This window comes from Streptomyces sp. NBC_01217, assembly GCF_035994185.1.
Classification (GTDB): Bacteria; Actinomycetota; Actinomycetes; order Streptomycetales; family Streptomycetaceae; genus Streptomyces.
The window spans coordinates 74027-95744 of sequence record NZ_CP108538.1 but is presented as its reverse complement, the minus strand read 5'-3'; the positions used below and the strand labels follow the sequence as shown (position 1 = coordinate 95744).

At 70.2% G+C, this 21718-nt stretch carries 1 protein-coding gene; it reads right to left on the bottom strand.

The window, feature by feature from the left end:
* Positions 1-24 precede the first annotated feature (24 nt).
* Positions 25-21708 carry a toxin glutamine deamidase domain-containing protein gene (locus OG507_RS00350; protein WP_327365082.1) on the bottom strand — a complete coding sequence of 7228 codons (21684 nt, stop codon included), beginning with the start codon at positions 21706-21708 and terminating at the stop codon, positions 25-27.
* Positions 21709-21718 lie beyond the last annotated feature (10 nt).

The following is a 21718-nucleotide window of genomic DNA, read 5'->3' as shown; positions in this document are numbered from 1 at the left end:
CGGCGCTTTTGCGCGCGGCGGCCGTCACACGACGTGCTTCAGATCCCCGCCCACGACGAGCTCGCAGAAGCGGGCCGCCTCGGTGCCGGCACCGGCACCGAGCAGCCGCGGGTCGGGCGCGATCAGCCTGGCGCGTGGGTCGAGGTCGATCGACACCACCGTGCCCTGTGCGGACTGCGGAGCCTGCGTCCGCTCTGCCGTGGCCTGCTCCAGCCAGCGGACCGTCCCCAGGACGTTCACCGCCCACAGTTGCTCACCAGGCACCGCGCCCATGACCAGCGACCGGGCGCCGGGACCGGCGTCCAGCAGCATCTGCTCCAGCCGTGCCACCTCTTCGGTGACCGGCCCCTCCCACTCGCGCTTGGCGAGCGCGATGCGCTCGCGGTACCCGAGCGGACCGGGCGGCACGGCCTCCGCGGTGCCGGCGGGCGCCTCCTGCGATCCCTCCTGCCGCCGGTACATGGCGGCCCGGGTTCCGGCCTGCTCGACCAGCCGCTGCACGGCCTGCTGCCGGAACTCGTTCTTAGTGGTGGCCGCGTAGGCACGGGCCCGCTCGGACAGCTCGTCGAGGGCGTCGGCGCGCCGCGCGTGATCGTGCTCGTCGATCGCCTGGTAGTCGTGCAGCAGCCGGTCGAGGTCCGCCACCCGCGAGAGCGACCGGAGGTCGGACGCCGTGGAATCGCTGGTGTGCGCGCGGAACCGGTCCAGGTCGAGGAGGTCGACCGCGTCAACCTCGTCGACCGGGTGGGCCGTCCGGTCCGCGTGGACTGCGTCGACCGCGTCGACCTCCACCGCGAACCGCGCGCCGGTGTCGCTCGGCGACACCGCGTCGGCGACGAGGTCGGTGCGGTCACCCTCCACGGACGGCTCGTAAGCCCCCGCCGCGGTGGCCCGCAGTCCGACACCGGTGCGCCCGCCGTCGGACTCGGTGCGTTCCTCGGTCAGCGGGAGGACGACCGTCCGGCCGCCCCCGTCGGAAGGTACGAAGTACATCCGTGCTTCGTCCGCCGCCAGTTCGTACTCGGCGGCGTCCGACGGCAGGACCGTCCGTAGTTCCTCCCAGTTCGCGACGCGCCCGATCCAGCCGTTGTCCCCCCGCAGCACGTATCCCTGCTCATGCAGGAAGTCGTCCCCGAACCGCGTCCAACGCCCCCTCAGCGCGCCGCCGTCCGGCAGCAGCACGCTTCCGGCGGAACCGACCTGGTAGCCGTACGACCGCGACGAGTGCGGGAACGGCCGGCTGAACTCGCGGAACACCTCTGCGCCCTTGCCGCTCCCCGGCACGGTGAACGGCTGTTCCAGCTCCCGCTCCTGCAGGCCGTACCGCTCGGCCATGACCGTGATCTCACGGCCCATCTCCCAGCCCTCGGCCTGCGGGTCCATTCCGTGGTCGCGCGAGCCGCCGTCGAGGCCGAGCAGCAGGACGCGTCCGTGCTCCGTCACGACCTCCTGTGCCGCAAGGCCCGCGGGTACGTGGTCCACCAGCTCGATCACGGCGTGGATCCCGGGCTTGGTGAGCCCTTCGCCCACCAGCGACCGCGCCGGCCCCATGCGGCGCTCGATCTCCAGGGCGACCGCGGTCAAGTACGCGGCGGCGTCGCCCAACTCGCCCAGGGTCTCGTTCATGCTCTCCGGGACTTCGCGCCGGGACAGCGCGTCGACGGCCCGGTTCACACGCTCGGCCAGTCGGGCGAAGCCCGCGGCCTCGGTCTCCACATACGTGAGGAGGTGCTCTACCGTCACCTCGGACAGCCCCGCAGCCCGGTCGCGCAGCGAGTACGGCACACCGAAGTTCTGGGCGATGTCCAGCGTCTCGTGGAGCGTGTGGTGGGCCAGCTCCTCCCGGTGGTCGTAGTGCAGCCGCCAGAAGGCGAAGATGCCCCAGGCCACCGCGGCGATCTCCTGCCGCGACGCCCCGGCCCACTGCGCCAGTTTGAACATGCGCATCGCGGTGAACGACTGGCCTGCCCACACGGGAATGCCCAGCTCGCGCGCGAGGATCGTCGACTCCGCGTTCTCGTTCCGCGTCGAGGGGTGGGTCCTGCCGTCCTTGAGCGGGTTCTGGCCGCGATCTTTCGTGGAGTGGATGCGGCGGCCGTCCTCGTCGACGACGGTAGTGCTCTGTGCCTCCTTCGAACGGTCGGCCGGCAGCAGCCCGGTGCCGTACGTCACCGGATAGTGGCGGGAGTCCTTGAAGTACTCCATGAGGTCGTGCAGGACCATCATCTTGTCGCGTATGCCGAACTCCGCGGGGTCACGCAGGACCGCCGCCATGCCGCCGCGGTCCCAGACGGTCGTCGCCAGATGCCTGAGGTCCTCGGGCAGGTTCTTCGCACGGAAGTGCCGGAGGTAGGCGCCCAGTTCCCTGCCGTCGGCGTGGGACACGCCCGATTCCATCTCGCCGAGCATCCGCTCCCCGTCAGGGAGGTCCCGCACATGCGTGTGGATGCGGGTGAGCAGGATGTCCAGCATCTGCTCGACGTGCCCTTCGGACTCGACCCGCAGGGCGAGTTCCTTCTCCTGGTGCCGGCTCGGCTTCGCCGCGGTCCAGCCCAGCAGGCCCCGTGCGAGATCCGTGTAGTTGTCGACCCTGACGTCCTGCCGCTTCGCACCGAACTGCGGGTGCTTCCCCACTTCCGTCTCCAGCACGGCGTGGTATCCGCGGTGCCCGGTCGGCTCCACGATCAGTCGTGCCAGCCGCTTCCGGATGCGGTCGCGATCGTGCCTGAAGGCGCGCCGCTCCGCCGCGCTCAGCACCTGACCGTGGCGCTCCTCCTGCAGGCCCCGCTCGATGGCCGAGATCTGATCGGCGAGGAACTTCTTCTGCTTCAGCAGCATCTCGTCCGGCAGCTTCGCGATGCTGTCCCGGAGTTCGCTCTCCGATTCGTCATCCCACTTGGGCCCGGCGGGCTGCGGGGAGCTCCAGCCCAGCCACCCCCACAACGTGTCGACGACCGACAAACTCTTCGCAGCGGCCGCCTGACGGGTCGTCCACTCGAGATGCTGCCGCAACATCCGCAGGTTGCTCTCGTGTTCCTCCTCCAGCTCCTCCGTCGCCTTCCTGAACTGCTCGGTCAGGTTGACGCCCGCCACGATCAGCGCTCCGCCGAGCCTCTTTCCGGGCTGTGTCCCGAGCAGCTCGGAGAATTCCGCCGCGACCGTCCGGGCTGCCTCCTCCCGGCCCTGTACGAGTTCGGCCGCAACGGCGATCTGCGCCACCCTGTGGGCGTCACGCATCTCCCGCACGTGCCGCTCCGAGCCGAACACCACAGCCGGGGCTCCCAGCAGTTCCTCGGCCCGACCCATGGCAGCGCGGAATTCCCGCGCCGGAAGCTCGCGCATCTCGTCCGGGAGCAGCGCGTCGTCCCGGCCCGAGAGGTCGCCCAGCCCCAGTTCCACCATCCGGCCCTCGGCGGCCTCGAACCGCGACTCAGCGGCGGCCAGGCGCCGTTCGTGCGTGTCGGCCACCTCCGCGTCCGCTGAGGAACCCGCGCCCTGGAGCCGTTCCCGGAAGGCCGCACCGGCCGTGAACGCGGCGGCCAACTCCTGAGCGGCCCCGGCGTACTCCGTCATGACCTCGCTGCGTTCGGTTCGCGGGCTCGATCCGGCCAGGACGCCGTCGGGAGCGCTGGTGGCCGTACCCGGTGCGTTCTTGAACAACACGGGCTTCACGGGGACGCCGAGATGCTCGCTGATGCGACCGGCCGTGTTGGCGAGCCATTGCCGCGCCTCATCGGAGTCGACGCTCGGCCGGATCTTGTTGCTCATATAGCGGCCGGACTTGTCCGTGAGCTCCCAAGCCTGCGAGGCGGGGTTGTAGGAGAGCTCTCCGCTGACGCGCGCGGGCCGGACCGCGGTGGTGCCGTCCTCGCGGAACCCGGCCGCGACGGTCGGATGGCCCTGGTTGTCGATCGCCGCCTTGAGCTGCTCCAGGGTCAGGTCCGGGTCGGCTCGCCGCATGTGTGACAGGAGCTCGTGGAGCTCCTCCTGCGTCATGATGGACAGCACCTGGTCGCTGCCGATACTGATCTGCCCGTCCTCGTCGACGGCGTAGTGCCAGACGCCCTCGGTGCGCTCGAGCAGGGCCGGCTTGAAGTCCTCCAGTCGGTACCACAGGGGGTTGAGCCGAACCTGGTCGAGGGCTACCCCGTCGCGCTCGCGGTCCTTGACCTTCTTCGGACCCGCCAGCGGGCCGTAGTCACGGTCCAGTTCCCCGGTGCCCGTGCCCGCGACGAGCGCGCCGTGGGTGATCGTGGGCCGTTCCGCGTCCTTGGCGAGGATCGTCATGCGCAGGGCGGAACTGAGCGTTTCGGCCGCGTTGCGCACCCACCGTGTGACGGTGGCGGGTTCCACACCGGGGCGGACGACGGGGCCCACGTAGCGGCTTGACGCGTCGATGGTCCACTGGCCGGTGAGGGGGTCGCGGAACAGTTCGCCGCCGACGCGGGCGGAGCCGATCACCGTGGCGCCGGTCTGGTCGAATCCCGCGGCGACGGTGGGCACTCCCTGGTCGTTGAGGAGCCCCTTCAGGTCCGCCATCGTGAGATCGGGGTGAGTGGTCCTCATCGCCTCCAAGAGTTCAGTGCGTTCCTCCTCGCCCGCTATGGACCAGACGTCCTCACTGCCGATGAAGAACCGGCCGTCCTCGTCGATCGCGTACGTCCAGACGCCGCCGCGCTCCAGCAGGGCCGGCTTGAAGTCCTCCAGGCTGTACCACAGGGGGTTGAGACGGACCTGGGGCGGAAGGGCGTCGTCCTTCTCGCCGCGCTTCACCGTCTTCGGCTGCACCGCCGGACCGTACCGGTCGTCCAGCGACACGTCGTCCTGAGGCTCCGAGTGCTGTTCGGCGACGCGGGTGACTCCGCTGCCCACCCTCTCGGTGAACCCCGAGAGGTCCACCTCCACGCCCTCGGCATGCGAGGTCTGCGCGGCGGGGGTTCCGAGCGTGCGCGGCGGTGTGGTTGTGGTGGTGTTGGTCTGGGGGTGGAGGGGGTGTCCGGGGATTCCTTCGGTGGTCGGGAGGAAGGAGACCGCGCCGGCGGGTTGGTGGACGGGGATGCCTGACTGTCCGTCGAGGAAGACGACGCCGTTGTGGTCGTGGGTGACGTTGACGACATGACCGATGCCGCCGGTGGTGTTCTCGATCACGAGCATGCCGCGGGCGCCGAGTGGTGCGGCGGACATCGCGGTGACGACCGCCGCGGACCCGGTTACCGGGTCGGGTGTGCGGTCGAGGTAGTTCTCCAGGTAGTTGTGCAGTCCGGAGGTGTCCTGGGTGATCTGTCGGTCGCCGCCGAGTTCGGACGGTGACGCCTGGTGAACGGCGCCGTCGCGCAGGGACAGGTCGACCGCGATGGCGGTCAGGACACAGTTCGTGTCGAAGCCGTCGCCCTGTGCCCGGTAGGGGTTGACCTTGTCGAGCCACTCGTAGGCGAGACGCAGGTCCTCCTGCGGGCGCATGGTCGCGGCCGCACCCGTGGCTCCCAACTTCCGTGGTGCTGAGGTGTTCTGGGGTTGGGTTTCGGTGGTGGTCCGGATGCGGGTGAGGACGTCGAGGATCTGCTGGACGGTGGCGTCCGGTGCTGTCCCGTGGAGCGCTGTGGTGATGCGCTGGTGCGCGTCCAGGGCGGTGGAGCGGTACGCGTCGTTGCGGTCGGGCAGAGTGAGGCGGTCGCCGATCTTGAATTGGTAGTCGGCGAGGATTTCGGCCCGCTGGTCCTTCAGCTGGTTGAGTTCCCGGCGCACCTGTGGCGGCGCGGACTTGAAGGCCCCGGTGATGAGGTTGCCCAGTTCCTCGTAGCCCTGGCGGATCCCGAAGCGGACCTCCATGTGCCTACGGTGTTCGGCGCCCAGTCGGTGGGCGAAGGTCCTGCGCTGGCCGCGCAGGACCGGAACCGATTCGGTGAGCCGGTAGGCGACCGGCGTCGTCGAAGGACCGCTCTCGAGGAACTCGTCGTACTCGTGGTGCAGGGCCTGCGTGATGCGTGCCTGGTTGGCCCAGGGGATGAGGTGGTCACGGACGAAGACCTCCACGGCCGCCCGCTTGTCGGCCTTGGAGGCGATGTTCTCCTTGAGGCGCGCGGGAGCGTGCTCGTCGAAGAAGCGCTCGACGTCGCCCCGTGACAGGACCCGGTCACCCGGCTCGCGGAGCGAGCTGTTGCCGTAGTGGGCCGCCACGACCTCGCGCAGGGTGCGCGCGGTGCTCTCGTACTTCGCGGGCGACAGGAAGCCGGTGCCCTCGGTGAAGACCTCGAAGCCCGGCATGGTCTCGTCAGGCACCCCGAGCCGGTCGCGGAGCTCGTGCAGCGGCCGCACCTCTCCCCAGGAGCCCGGCCGCTGCTCGATGTCGCCGTCCGTATAGGAGCGCAAGGAACCTGGCAGCGCCGTCTGGCGCAGCAGTTCCAGCGACCCCGCCTCGCGGATGCCGAACTGGTTCGACGCGAAGTGCTTGTCGACGTTCAGATCACGCGTGTTGCTGCTGGAGTGGTGTTCGGTGACCGCGTTCCGGGAAATCTCGCTGACGGTCCGCAGCGGTACCAGGAAGGACCGGATCATCGGCTCTTGGGCGTGGTCCGCACGGTACTTCTCGACCCACTTGACCTGCCGCAGCGGCTGGCCGAAGCTCACCCAGAGCACCTTCTCGTCGACGCCCTCGGACCCGGTGTGGATCTGGACGACACCGTCCTCGTCCTGGCCGATGTCCTTGAACCGCGGCGCGTGCGAACCCAGCGCGTCGCCGAACACCGCCGAATACACGGGCACATACGGCTCACCGTCGATGACAACGGTCTCGGGGACATCACGGTTGATGAAGCCTTGTCCCGGACCGTCGGCGACCTGGCTGGCCGCGATGTACTCCGCACCCGGAACGCCCAACACGGGCCAGTCGTGGTCGTGCCCGTCCAGCGCCTTGTGCGCAGCGTTGACGGACTCGTCCAGGTACTTCCCGTCCGGAAGTGTGTCGATCAACTGCCGGACCTCGCGCACCCACGTATGCCGGTGCTCGGACGACACGTCGCCCAGGAACTCGCCGATCGCCCGGCCCAACTGCTCACGGTCCGGGTTCGGCCGGACCACCAGCCGCTCCAGCTCGCGGCTGAAGCGGTCGAACCGCTGCCGCTCCACCGGATCGACCGGCTTGCGGCGTGCGGCCCGGGCCTTCACATGCGGCCGCCCCGACGACACCCCGTCCACCGTCGATGCCTTGTCGGTTGCGTTCTCGGGGCCTCCGAGCGTGCGCGACGGCGTGGTGGTTGTGGTGATGGTGTCGGTCTGGGGGTGGAGGGGGTGTCCGGGGATGCCTTCGGTGGTCGGGAGGAAGGACACCACGCCCGCGGGTTCGTGGACGGGGATGCCCGACTGTCCGTCGAGGAAGACGACGCCGTTGTGGTCGTGGGCGACGTTGACGACATGACCGATGCCGCCGGCGGTGTCCTCGATCACGAGCATGCCGCGTGCGCCCAGCGGTGCGGCGGACATCGCGGTCACTACCGCCGCGGAGCCGGATACCGGATCGGGAGTGCGGTCGAGGTAGTTGGACAGGAAGTTGCGCAGTCCGGAGGTGTCCTGCGTGACCTGCCGGTCACCGCCGAGTTCGGACGGTGACGCCTGGTGCACAGCGCCGTCGCGCAGGGACAGATCGACCGCGATGGCGGTCAGGACACAGTTCGTCTCGAAGCCACCGCCCTGCGCCCGGTAGGGGTTGACCTTGTCCAGCCACCCGTAAGCAAGACGCAGATCCTCCTGCGGGCGCACGAACCCGGCCGTACCCGCGGCGCCCAACTGCCGTGTCATGCCGGCGATCCCAGTGCGGTCCGCCTCCTTGCCCTTCTTCAGTGCCTCCGCCTTCGCGGCGTCCGCCTTGGGGGGCCGCGAGAAGACGGCCTTGGGCGGCTCCGGGATGTTCTCGATCGGTCCGCGGCCCTGTGTGGTGGCGTCCAACTGGTACCAGTTGGTGAGCCGGTCGGTGAGCCGGCGCACCCGCGTGTACTCGTCCGAGAGGGCGTCGGCGAAGGCGAGGCGGGCGTTCAAAGCGGACTCCACGTCGTTGAGTCGCTGCTGCGCGGTGTCCCGCGCGGCACGGGCGGCGGCGACTTGCCGCGCCCGCGCCAGCGTCGTCCGCGCCTGCTCGATCTGCTCGGACCGTATCTCCTCCCAGCCGTCGTGGGCGGGTTCGGCGAAGTCATTGTCCTGCTCGAGCGAGCGGAGCGCACCGAGGGCGTCCTCGACCGACGGCACGGACCGCTGTCCACCGCCGGTGAGGTCGTTCAGCACCTTGTCGGTCGCGATCAGCTCGGACTCCCGCTTCGCGGCGTCGCCGCGGCGCAGATCCCAGTAGGCCCGGTCGGCGGCGGTCCATTCCTTGTCCGCCTTGCTGACCGCGTCCCAGGACTCGGCGACCTTGGCCGGGAAGTTGGCGTCGCCGACCAGGCCGAGCTGCCGGGCCCGGTCTTCGCGCACCCAGGCCAGCACCGTGGTGTCGGTCTCCAGCGCTTGCGGCTCGCGCTGCGGGTTGCCGAAGAGGCTCCGGACCCGCCCGACCGGGGCGCTGTCCTTCAGGTGGTGGTGGACTTGGGCGATCGACAGCCACTTCGTGGGGATGGCGAAGAGGAACGCCCGGCCCTTGTCCGGCTTGACGTTCACCGAGGCGAGCTGCTCACTGGCCTGACCTGCGGTCACGGAGTCGACCTCCTGGGCGCCCGACCCGCTGCCTATCTGACTGGTGCCGACCGCGGGAGAGGAGGTCGTCGGTCCGGCGAACAGGACGTGGTCGGCCGCTCCCACGCGGCCTGCGGACGAGCCGACGCCATGCGTGCCCCGTTCGGCGCCCTCGAACTTCATCCCGTCCGCGACGGCCATCAGCCGCGCCCCGGAGAGGTCGGGCTTTGAGTAGAGCGCGAGAGCACCGTCCGCGCCCCCGAAGAAGCCGCGGTCGGTCAGCCCCGCCACCTGGTAACCGTCCGGAGTCAGGGTCCGGTCGTAGAACGCCGTCAGCGCCGCGTTGGACGTGCCGTCCTCCAGGCTCTGCGCAGATCCGGTGCCGGCGCGGGTCAGCGCCGTGTCCTTCGCCTTCACCAGCAGGTCCGCGTCGAGGGGACCATGTTCGGGTACCGACAGGGACGCGTTGTACGCGGCGCCCAGGGCCAGCGTGTTGGCGGTGTGCAGACCGTCCAGGCCGACGACGCTGCGGATCGCGAAGCCGTCCTCGGGCATCTCGAACGGCTTGACCGTGCCACCGGAGTCCAGGTGCGCGACGTCGTGCCAGCCGCCGGCCCCGAGCGACGACGGCAGGGCGACCCGATGGGGCTCACCGTGCTGCGCCAGTCGCGCCGGCTCGAGCGGATCGACCAGCCCGGCCGCGTTCTGCGGGTCGGGTCGCATCAGGCTCAGCGGGAAGTGCTCGATCAGCCTGCCCACGTTCGCCTGGACCGAGATCGAGTGCTTCCGGCGTCCGGTCCACATCTGCAGCCATCGCCCGGCCTCGTCCTTGAGACGGCCCATACCGCTGTGCGCGACGGCGGCCGGATCAGCCGGCTTGGTGTCGGTTATCTCCAGATCGAGCCGCAGCTCGTACTCCGTGGCGTACTCGCCGTGCGCCTGCGTGGTCGTCGCGGTCGAGAACTCGACGCTGCTGGCGTTCCGCGTCTGGGTGGTCGCCTGCACCGACGAACCCACCTGCGACAACGTCGGGCCCGCGGACCTGGCCACGGAATCCGAGGTGTGCGCGCCCTCGGACACCGAGACGCCGATCAGCTTGCCCGAGGCACGGCTGTGCGCCTGCTGGATGGATTCCACCGCCTGCCGGTGCTCCTCCAGCTCCACGCTGTGGCCCAGGCCCTCGAAACTGTCGTCGGTGCCCTTCACGGGGACCAGTTGGGCCCGCAACCGTACCTGCCGGTGGCCGACCCACGTCTGGGCCCAGTCCGAGCCCCAGCGGCCGATGCGCGCCGGCACCGCGGAACCCGTGCCCGACATCTCCTTGCCGATGGCACGCACCACACGGCCGGACACCAGACGGCGCATCTGCTCGCGGTCCTGCGCGGAGAGCCCCAGCGGCGTCAACTGCTCTTCGAACTGACGCAGTGCCGCCGCCGTGTCGAGCGAGTTGACCGGCCAGCTGCCGAAGGCATGGCCGCTCAGCCACGGGAACGGCGACCACGACTGCTTGTTGTACAGCGGCACATCACCGAAGCCGTCCTTCAGCAGCCCGAGCCGGTAGGCGCTCTTCTCCGGAACGTGGCCCACCCAGCCGTCGGGCACCACGAGCTTGCGCCCCGACACACCGGCCAGGGACGCCGGAACGTGATCCTTGGTGTGCGCCCACGCGCCGATCCGTTCGGAGGCGGCCGCGATCTCGTGCTGGACGGGGGCGGTCGCCAGGACGTGGCGTCCGGTGTCCTTGCGGTTGACCTCCGACACGGCTGCCCGCTGAACCGTCACCGACTTCGAGACGTCCAGCCGGTACGGGCTGGCCACCAGGGCGTAGGTGCCGGTGACCCCACTCCCCGCGTTGTGGGACTTCTGGTATCCCACCTGGCCGCCGAAGAACAGCGTGTTGGTCCTGGCTTCGCGGCCGGCGGCCTGCGTGACGCCACCGACGGTGGTCTCGGTCTCCACCTTCTCCGCCTTGGTCAGGGCGGTCATGCCGGGCAGGATGGTCGTCCGGTGCGCGAGTGATGTCGACCGGTTCAGATACGGCGCCGACGCGAACAGCTCCGGAGCCCGCCACCCCGTTTCGGTGGAACTCTGGTCGAAGTTCGCCCGAAGTTGCCTGCTCTCCGTGAGCTGCACCGCCGCGTCGTGCGCGGGGGCGCCCTTCTGGGTCACCGTCCACGAGCCGCCCGACGCCTCCTTCAGCACATCCTCCACGACGCCGGTCAGCCGCTCGTCGGCCGTGACGGAGATCGTCTGGTGGGGGTGGGCCGCCAATACGGCGGGAGTGCGCGCGGGTGTGCCCTGCAGCGTCTTCCCCGTCCCGAGAGCCAGGTCGCGGGCGTCCTCGCGGGACAAGGTCTCCGGCGGCGTCTGCTGTACTGCCTGGCCCGCGGGGGTGGCGGGGGTGGTGACGGGGGTGTGCTCGACCGGGAGGCTCAGCAGCACTCGGCCCAGCCCCGGCGTGTCCTGCCCGCTCGTGGTCGTCGGGGGCGCGATCAGCGTGCTCTCCTGCTCCCGGAACACGAACGGCTGCGTGCCCAGGACGTTCATGAACATCAGACCGCGCATCCACCTGCGGAACCGCCAGTAACCGCCGCGCTGGGCGCCGAGACTGATCTGGTAGCTGTACAGGTGCGAGCCGCCGGTGCCGATCGACATCGCCTCGTGCGTGGCGGCCACGCCGTAGCCGCTCTCGGACTCCGTCCGCCGGCCGAGCCGCGCGCCCACGGACGCGGTGCCCAACTGCTCCGGCCGGCCGATGCCATTGCTGTTCGTGTCGCGCAGCGAGACCAGGGCCTCGAGGCCGCCCTGCACGGTCCGCGACCCACTCTGCTGACCGCCCACGGTCTCGCTGCCAGGGGCGCTGTACCGCAGCCGCAGGTCATCCTGCTTGCCCTCGTAGCGCCGCCCGGTCAGCTTCGCGTCCACCCACACGTAGCGGTGGCCGCGCGACAGCGCGCCCGACTCGACCAGGTCGATCCGCAGACCGGTGGTCATCATCGTCTCGACGTTCGACGCCATGCTGTGGTGCGACAGCTGGTTGAGGACCTCCAGCGTGTTGTGCAGCACGGTCTGGAAGTGGCTGTCGTCGCGCCACCGGGGGTTGTGCGGGTCGAGTTCGCGCAAGGGGGCGACCAGGTCCGGATAGACCTTGCCGACCTCCTTCAGTACGGCGTCGGCGAAGTGCTCCGGGAAGGTCACCCGTTTGCCGTCGATGTCGCGGCTGACGTTCCCGTCGGCGAACGTGAACTCCTCCGGGCGGCTCATGCCCAACGTCGACGGCTGGTCCTGCGACAGGTACGGCGGCGCCACCGGCTCCTTGCCGACCTGCTTGTTCTTGTCCAGCCCGGCCAGCCGACGGGCCTCGGAGCGCGTCAGCCGCTCCACCGCCCACGTCTGGAACGTCTGGGATCGAGGCGGCTCGCTCCAGTTCCGCGGCGAGTTCTTCTGCAGCCTCCCGGAATGCCCTGACGCGCTGTGCGTGGACTTGGGCGGTGCTTTCTTGGTGTTGGGCGGAGCGGTCACGGTGACCGTCTTCTGCACCAGGTACAGACCCGTTTTGGCGCCCTTGGCCTGTGCGGCGACCTTCACGGCCGCCGATCCGCCCGAGAGGGTGCTGCGGCTGCGCGACGCGCCGTAGCGGCCGGTGAGCCCGGCCATCAGCCGCAGATCGAACGCGCCGTTCTCCAAGCCGAACAGCTGGACCGCGGGACCCACCGACGCACCGATGTCGACCCCGTGGGACTTCCCGATCTGCCGCTCGTTGCGCGCCGTGCTCTGCGCGATGTCACGCAGCTCCGCGGCCGCCGTCTCGTTGATCAGAACCGCGTCACCGGACTCGGCCTTCACCGAGAACACGCCCAGTGGGTCGCTGCCGTGCTTGCCGCCGAACAGCGGCGGGGTGACGACCGGGCCCGAGTTCAGTACGCGGGACATCCCATGGAAGCCGCCGGTGGAGAAGAAGTCGCCGATCTGGGCGGCCGCCATGCTGCCCGACTCCACCCCGGCCTGTTCCCTCACCCACTCGCGGATGTGGCTCATCGGGCCGTAGGCCTCGGTGTTCACCATCCGGAAATGGGAATTGGAATTCAGTCGCATCCGCGGCGGCAGCGAGTCGGTGAGCGCCTTTCCGGTGGTCAGGGAGTCGGCGATCCGTACCGTGAGTCCGTCACGCACGGCGAAGCCGAACTCCACCGGCCGACGGGTCGTTACGGCGCCCTGGGGAATCGGCCTCCCGCTCAGGTCGATGGGGTCGCCGTGGCGGTCCTTGACCGAGAACTCGAACCAGACGTCGTCGAGATGGACGCGGGAACCGTCCGTGGTGCGGGTCTCGGTCTGGTTCACCACCTGCGTCTGCTGGTTGTACCGCACCTGCTTGCCGAAGTTGGCCTGCAGGTTCAGCCGGGCGAATGGGGAGACGAGTTGCTTGAGCGGCCCCAGGGGCGCCGTCGGGGCCAGCCCGAAGGAGGTGCCGTTGACCTTGATCTGACCGCCGGTGGCGGTCGACCGCTGCATCGTGTCGATCTTGACCGGGTTCCCGTAACCGGAGGTGAACCGTTCCCAGTTCCCGTACGGCCGGGCGGTCACCTCCAGTGTCCGGGTCTTCCCGTCCGCCGCCTTGTAGACGAACTGCTTGCCGTCGCCGAAGAATTCCTGCGGGCTGTCCCGCAGACTGCGGGACACCTGCGCCAGCAGTCCGAAACCGTCCTGCTCCCGGCTCCCCTTCACGACTGCCGGCCGGCTGCCCGCCGACTGGTCCAGCCGGATGCCGAGCTCCCTCTCGACGTGGTCGATGCCGCGCAGCGTGTGGTTGCTCTGGCCGAAGGCGAACGAACGGCGCACGACGTCCTGTGGCAGACCGGGCAGCTGCGAACCGATGCCGCCGGTCATGTAGAGGGGCAGCTGGGTGCCGTCGTCGAACCGCACCGGGCCGGTGGTCAGCAGCGCCGCAGGCAGTTCGAGGTCGAGCCGCGGCGGCCGCTGCTCGTCCAGGTCCACGGCGGTCGTCGTGACCCGCCCGGACCGCTGAACCGGCTCCTGGACGGGTGGCAGGACGGGGACGGACGTCTCGTCCAGTTCAGGGATGGCGGCCAGCCGCTTGGGGGCTCCGAGCGTGCGCGGCGGCGTGGTGGTGGTTGTGGTGGTGTCGGTCTGGGGGTGGAGGGGGTGTCCGGGGATGCCTTCGGTGGTCGGGAGGAAGGAGACCGCGCCGGCGGGTTCGTGGACGGGGATGCCGGACTGTCCGTCGAGGAAGACGACGCCGTTGTGGTCGTGGGTGACGTTGACGACATGGCCGATGCCGCCGGTCAGGTCCTCGATGACGAGCATGCCGCGTGCGCCGAGCGGTGCGGCGGACATCGCGGTCATGACCGCTGCGGAGCCGGATACCGGGTCGGGTGTGCGGTCGAGGTAGTTGGACAGGTAGTTGTGCAGTCCGGAGGTGTCCTGCGTGATCTGGTGGTCACCGCCGAGTTCGGACGGTGATGCCTGGTGTACGGCGCCGTCGCGCAGGGTCAGGTCGACCGCGATGGCGGTCAGGACGCAGTTCGTCTCGAAGCCACCGCCCTGCGCCCGGTAGGGGTTGACCTTGTCCAGCCATCCGTAGGCGAGCCGCAGATCCTCCTGCGGGCGCACGAACCCGGCCCGCTGCCCATCGGTGAGCCCCCGGTCACGAACCCGGACGCCCTCGTGCACCGCGTTCAGCAACTCCGGCCGGTTCAGCCGCTCCCGCAGCCCCTCCGTCAGATCCCCCCCCGACAGACTGTTGTCCACCGAGACCTCGTGCACCGGGGCGTCCTGCGGTTCGATGTGCACACTGGGGGCGCCGCCGGGGACGGCGTTCCGGACCAGTCCCGCGAGGTACTGGGCGATCGCTTCCTGCCGGTACACGGAGTTGCTCCGGGTGAACGTCACCCCCCGGGAGGACGCCAGCCTCTGGTACGCCTGGTGCACCTGCCAGGGTGACACCGGTGCCTTGCTCCGGTCCTTCAGCACGCTGTTGACCGAACGGACGAAGAAGTCGTCCACTTCGGTGATCCGCGCCCCGCCATAGAGGAGGTCGGCGACGCGAGCGGCCTGCTGGGGCAGCGGCTGCGCCAGAATTGCAAGGTCCAGTCCGTCGTAGGCGCGCTGCACCCGCAGGTCGAAGAACCCGTCGTCCCTGCTCCCGGCCGGCAGCAGGTCCTGGACCGTTCGCCCGAGCTCCCGCTGTTCGGTCTGCGGCAGCCGGTACCAGGAGCTGCCGGCCGCCAGGGCGGTGGTCTCCTGCCGCAGCCCGTCGATCCAGTTCTCCAACCGGGGAGTGACCAGACCGTCCAGCAGTTCCTTGACCTGCTGGTGGAACTGGCCGACCTGTTTGCGGTCCCGCTCGTCGCGGGTCATGGCGTGGTACCCCGCTTCTGCCACGATCCGGACGGTCTCGCGCTGCTGCCGGAGCTTGACCGCCAGCGATTTCAGTCCGTCGAGGTCATCGACCCGGCCGAGCTGGGCGATCTCGGTCTTGATCTCGTTGCGTACCTGCTCCATGACGGCGTGGACGGCCCGTTCCACCGGGCCCTTGGGCTTGGCCCGCAGAATGTTCTCGAACACGACGTTCACCGTGGAGCCCGTGTTGCCCAGCTCCATCCGGGCCTTCGTCTGGTGCACCGCGGCCATCGTCTTCGGATGCTGCGGAGCGGACTCGTCGCGCAGCAGGTCGATCCAGTCCTTCGCCGGGCGGTTGACGAACTGGTCCACCATCTGCTCGGCGAGGTCGCGTCGCGTCTTCACGGCCCCCTGGGTGGCATTCGTCGTGGCCCACGACGCGGACTGCGCGCCGGCCTCCGCGATCAGTCTCTCCAGGTCGCTCATCAGCGCGGTACGCCCGGCCTTGAACGTGTCCGCGAGCGCGCGCAGTTCGTCAGGGTTCTGAGCCCGGCCGAGCTCGGCGATCTCACCGCTGATGTGCTGCTCGATGCGGCTGTACACCTGGCGCAGGACCACGGTGTCGGGCCCGGCCGGAGCCACCCCCTCGATGTTCCGCATCGCCTGCGGCAGGTCCCAGTCGTGCAGCTCGCTGTGGACCAGGCTCTGGTACGCCGCGGCCGTATGGGTGACCTCGTGACCTGACTCCAGGTCCACCCGGCGACCCAGCACGTTCGCCAGGGTCACGGCGCCTCTGTCCTTGGTGCCCGTGTGGTTCTCCTGGCTGACGAACTCCCACCCGTCCTTGCCGTACCACATCAGGTTCGCGACCTCGAACAGACTGCCCTGCGGTACGGCACCGGCGTACTCGCCCGCGCCGTACCAGTCCGTCGGCTGCTGGTCCCGCCGGAACTGCACCGGATACGGCATCTTCGAGTCGGGCGACTGGTAGTGCCACACCCTCATCCGGGCCGGATCGGCGTGCGGCGTCACCGCGTACGCGCAGCCGTTCATCGTCGGCGTCACCACGAGGCGGGGACCGGACTGCCCGGGCTCCCGCAGCACGTCCGTATGCCCGACCTGATTCGCGTAGTCCTGCGCGCTGCGCGTCAGGTAAGGCACGTACGCGGCGTCCACATAGCCGTCCGTCCGCACGCCTGGCAGGGTGGTCCCCTCCTGGAAGCGGAACCGCTCCGCGCCGTAGCGCTCCACGTACCACTCGACCGCGGGCGCCAGCGCGAAGACCGGCTTCCCGGTCGTGTCCAGGCCCCGCCGCACCAGCACGAACCGGTGCTCCGGCAGGTGCCCCTCCCGGCCCGGCAGTACGTCCAGCGACTTCAGGAACTGGTCCCGGTCCACCGCGTTCAGGCCGGCGGCGTGGATCTCCAGACCCTTGTCCATGTCCATCGACAGGACGTTCGCCCGCAGGAACGTCTTCGGATCGGTGTTCAGCAGCGCCTCGGGAACCAGGTGCGCCGGCACGGGAGACTCCTGCGACGCGTTCGCCTGGCTGCCGGACTGGGTCGCGGACGAAGCCGAAGTCTCCTCGACGGCGCCACCGAAGGCACCCGGACGGATGGCGTGTTCGGCGAGCCGCGCGGCCAGTGTGCGCGCCGCGGCGGGGCCGTGTGCGTGCAGTTCCCACCCGATCTGCGCCAGGTCACGCAGGCGTTCCTGCTGTCGAAGGCCCGGAAGCGAGGGGTCGGCGTACCGCTGTATGTGGAAGGCTTCCCGCACCTCGTCGAGCGTGAGGCCGCGCAGCGACTCGTTCTTGACCTGCAACTCCCGCATGGCCTGCTCGAAGGGCACATGCTCGTTGTCCGGCTCGTGGAGCAGCCCGGAACTCGACCCCTGGATGAACTCGGTACGCTCCGACTCCGACACGATCGCCGGCCCGCGATCCCTACCCTTGCCCTTGTCGACCGTGCGCGTGGCAGGCGCCCCCAGCACGTCGACGTCCTCGGTGTCCGCCAGGGAACCGGAGCGCGAACCCGGCTGCGCCACGTCCTGGTCCTGCACCGCCTCGTGCGGAACCGACGGCGTCTCGCTGACGGCCTCGTTCCGCACGCCGTCGTGCGCGTTCCTGTCGATCGGAGCGGTGACCGTGCCCGGCGACTGGGTGGAAGCAGGCGGCTCCAGAAGCTCGGAGTGCTCCACGGGAGACGAGGGCGGTACCAGCTCCTCCGGCTCCGGGTGCACGGCCTTGACGTCGTGCTTGACGTCGTGGAGTCCGGCCCGGAGGTCCAGCATCCGCGCGACGACGACCTCGGCCTGCCGGCCGGGTGTCAGCTGCTGGAACTCGGAACCGAACTGCTCGAACAGCTGCTGGTGGACCCGGTGGATTCGCTGGCTGTCGGGGTACACGCCCGTGTACCGCATCAGCAGGTCGGTCGCGGCCCGCACGGTCTGGTCCATGGGGCGCGCCAGGGAGTTGCCGATCAGTACGGCCTGCGTCTGCACCGGCAGGTCCGCGAGGGAGGGGCGTTCGTGCAGCAGGTCCTGGTGGGCCTGGTCGATCTGCGCGCGGGTGAAGGTGTGGTCGGTGTTCCTCTGCAGCCAGCGGTTGACCTCGCTGGGCAGGCTGGCGGTTCCGGAGTCGGCCTGCCGGGAAACCTGCGGTGCCCGCTGGTCCTGCTTGCCGCTGTGGAGAGTCGTGGCGGACGTGTGGGTGGAGAGCGTCGTGTCGGGCCTGTGGGAGGTGACACCGGGGGAGCCGACCATGTCCCGCTCCGCGGTGAGCTGCACCTGCGACTGGTCCTGGTGCGGCGGGGTGTGGTCCGCCTGCGTCTCCACCCCGGAGGGGCCCGGCCCCTGGTGCGTCCCGGCCGCCGGGACGACCGTCACCTGCTGCTGGTCGCCGGTGTGCTCCCGCGGCGGCACCGCCGGGGCGCCGGTGTCGGCGGGGTTGGTCGTGGCGGGCGGGCGCCCGGTGCCGGCGGGGTTGGTGGTGGCGGGGTGTCCGTCCGAGCCCGTACGGACGGGAACGCTCTCCCCGGGCGACGGCGTGCCGGCTCGCCAGTCCCGGAAGGCGGGGTAGTAGGTGCTGTGGAAGTCGGAGTTGTAGTCGCCGGCCCGCAGGTCGCCGAGCCGGGACTGGAAGGGGTCTCCGTGTCGGGAGTCGTGCGCCAGCCAGGCCTGGCTCTTGTGTCCGTCGGGGGCGAACAGTTCGTCATATTTGACGACGCGTTCCGTACGGAAGTCGTTGCCCAGCCTGCTGACGGTGTCGTTGTGCAGCTGGAAGGACTCGATGCTGTCGGGGTGGCCCAGGCTCTCGTGGAACGCGTGCGCGGAGTCGCCCACCACGGCCTGCAGGTCGCCCTCGTGGGTGATCCGGCCGGGCAGGGATGAGCGCAGGTGGTCGCGCATGTCGGTCCACGTCGGACCGGACTCCCCGGCCTTCGGAACGTCGCCCCACCGCTCGTTGAAGTGCTGGCCGGCGGTGGTCCGCACCGTGTCCAGGTACTCACCGACGACGCGCTGCCGCCCGGCCTCGCCGAAGTGCCCGAGGAAGTCCTCGCCCAGCCCCGACAGGTGCTCCTGCACGTGCTGCGTCTCTTCCGACAGCCGCCCCCGGATGAAGTGCTCCTTCGCGATGCGACTCGGGAGGCCGTCGATGGCTCGGTTGGTCGCCCAGTCCCACAGCTCGCGGGGGCCGTCCCCGTCGCCGCGCCGGAAGACGAGGGCGTGGTCGGCCCGCAGGTCGCGCTGGAAGTCCAGCCGCACCTGGTTGACGAAACTATCGGGCAGCTCTTCGGCGCCCCTGGAGTTCCACCGGATGAGGTCGTCGAACTTCTCGCCCGTCGCCACCCGGATGTCGTGCTCGCGCGTCGCCATGCCCCCGAGGTCGTCGAACACGCCGTCCAGGAGACCGTCGATCTGGCGGCCCGTGTGCGAAGGCAGTCCGCCGCCGCTGTCCCCGTCGTGGACGAAGCGGTCCAGGATCTGGTTGAACTCCTCCTTCTTGCCTATGTAGTACTGCTCGAGAGCGTTGAAGTCGTGCGACTTGTCGCGGAAGTGGTCGACCGGGGCGTTGGTGTCCGAGGTGTGCTCGACGAATGTGAAGTCGTCCGGGCGGGACCCGTCGGCGCCGTCCTTGAGCTTGGCGACGGGCCCCTGGATGTCGGCGTCGGGGTGCCCGTACACGGTGGTGTCGTCCTTGACGTACGTCTGGAGATCGCGGTCGAAGGCGTACTTCGAGGGCGCCCTGTCGAACTGAGGCAGGTCCTCTCCCTCACCGAACCGGTTCGCCTTGTAGGCGTCCACCTGCTCCTTGAAGCGGGCGGTGAACCTCTCGCTCTGGTCGGCCCGGACGAGGTACTTGTACGCGTTCTTCTGCGCGCCGTCGACGATGCGGGTGAAGGCGTCCGAGGAGATGTGCCCCGTCCTGTCCACCTCCGCCCGGAACTCACGGGTGATGGAGTTGCGCCACTGCCATCGCGCGTTCAGGGCCTCGCGCCCGTCCCGCGCGAGGTGCGAACCGCCGAACAGGTCGTTCTCGGCGAACTTGTCGTAGGCGTTCTGCCAGGCCGTGTCGAGGTCCTGCTGTCGATACTCCAGGCGGGCTTCCGCCTCGACGACCGGAAGGTTCCGGGCGTTCTGCTCCTGCTTGAAGGTGTTCCACTGCTCGGTCTTCGCGGGGTCCCCGGGAGTGGGGGTGTGCGTCGGCTGGTGGCCGGGGACGGTGCCCGCGTCGTGGCCGGTCCCGCCGGTGAGGACACCTTCGGGGGAGCCGTCGTGCGCCGTCGCGCCGGAACCGATGTCGTGCTGCCTGATCCCGGGTGCCTCGGACGCCGGCGAGGACAGGGAGTCCGCGGGCCGCCCGCCGCCTGCGTGGACCTCGGTGGTCGCCGACGTCTCCGCGTGCACGGTCGTGCCGTCGGGCTTCGTGTGCACGGTCGTGCCGTCGGGCTTCGCGTGCCCGCCGTGGGAATCCACCGGACGACGACCGCCGCCTCCGCCGCCGGTGGTGGCCGGGTGCGAGGTCTGCGGCACGTCGTGCGTGGTCCGGGCGCCGCCGGTCGACCCCGGGGCGCTCGAGCGGACATCGGCGCCACTGCGGCTGGGGGTTGCGGGGCTGCTGCTGCCTTCGGGTGTGTGTCCGGGGGTGTGAGCGGGCGTGGGTGTGGTGGTGCTGCGGCCGGGGGTCGCGGGGCCGTTGGTGGGTTCGGGTGTGTGTCCGGGGGTGTGAGCGGGCGTGGGTGTGGTGGTGCTGCGGCCGGGGGTCGCGGGGCCGTTGGTGGGTTCGGGTGTGTGTCCGGGGGTGTGAGCGGGCGTAGCCGTGCCCCGACCACCGCCGGCGCCAGCACCCGCGCTGGACCCGCCGCCGGGGACGTGTGCGGCCTCAGGGCCACCGGCGTGCGAGGTCACGGTGCTCGGCGGAACGGTCTCCCGCACACCGCCCTCGTGCGAAGTCGTCGTGCTCGGCGGGTTGTTCCGCCCGTCGGGGCCGCTGACGGTGACGCCCCTGCCCCCGGTGCCGGTCTCGTGCGGAGCCGGCGGGGTCGAGGAGGGCCTCCCGGACAGGTCGCCGGGGGTGCGGGGCGGCCCGTCGAGGAATGCGTTGGGTGTCCCGCTCGTGGGGGTGGCGCCGTCCCGGGCGAGGTGCGGAGGCTGCGCGCCGCCGCCGGCCCCCTGACCGAAGGACGTGTTCGGCACATGGGTGTCGGGGACCGGGGCCGTCGGTCGTGTCATGCCGGGTGTCTCCCGGCCGGGACCGCCCTCCGCCGGCCGGACGGTTCCCGGGAGCGGTGCGGTGTTGCCGGGGATCCCGGCGTTCGGGCGGGGCGAGCCGGTCACCGGGTTCGTGACGCCGCTGTTCGTCGGCGGGGCGTGGTTGGTCTGGACGACCGAGTTCAACGGGAACGGGGACAGGTCCCCGACGGAGGGCAGCCCGGTGTGGGGGAGGTTGGACGAGTTCGGCACGGAGATGTTCGTCTGGCCAGGCGTCGGCGTGGGGGTCGTGGGGGCTGACACGTGCGGCACTGAGCCGCCCGGGAGTCCGTTCGGTGCGTGGAAGACGTCGAGGCCTCCCATCCCCCAGCCCATCCACACGCTCAGGCCGATGTTGACGCCCTCGCCCGCCCAGTCGATCTTGGTGGGTGCGCCCGCCGCGGCGGAGCCCATCCACTGGGTGAGTATGTCGGTGCCGAGTGTCGTGGCCGCGTTGATGATCGAGTCGGCGGTGAAGGCGGCCGCGCGCCCGATCGCGCCGGCCGCGGCAGCGATCCTGCTGATGCTGGAGGCGATGCTCTCGACGATCTCGCCGACCATTGCGGCGAGCCGCCCCAGCAGGCCGCCGATGCCGAACGAGGCGATCCCGAGGACCATCCCGAAGATCGTGGTGAGGGCCTCGATCAGGTGCGCCCGGTTGATCTCCTTGATCGCCTTCTGCAGCTCGTCCGCATAGTTGATGATCGACTTCCCGACCTCCTGCGCCACATAGCCCGCCTCCCAGATGGCGTGCCAGATGTTGTGGTCCGCCACACCGTTCCAGACCACCTGCGCCGCGTGGCCGGCCTTGCCGGTCCATCCCTCGGCCATGGACAGCACGCCGCCGTGCATCGTCCCCAGGTACTCGTGAAGCCGTTGGCCAGTATTGATCCACTGGTTGCCGAGGTCACGGATGTGCGAGTCGTCGTAATGGGCCGGCATGGCGTGTATG

What these genes read in the sequence shown, in the direction of transcription:
- OG507_RS00350 (WP_327365082.1), bottom strand. Translation starts at nt 21,708, where the DNA reads ATGCCGGCCCATTACGACGACTCGCACATCCGTGACCTCGGCAACCAG.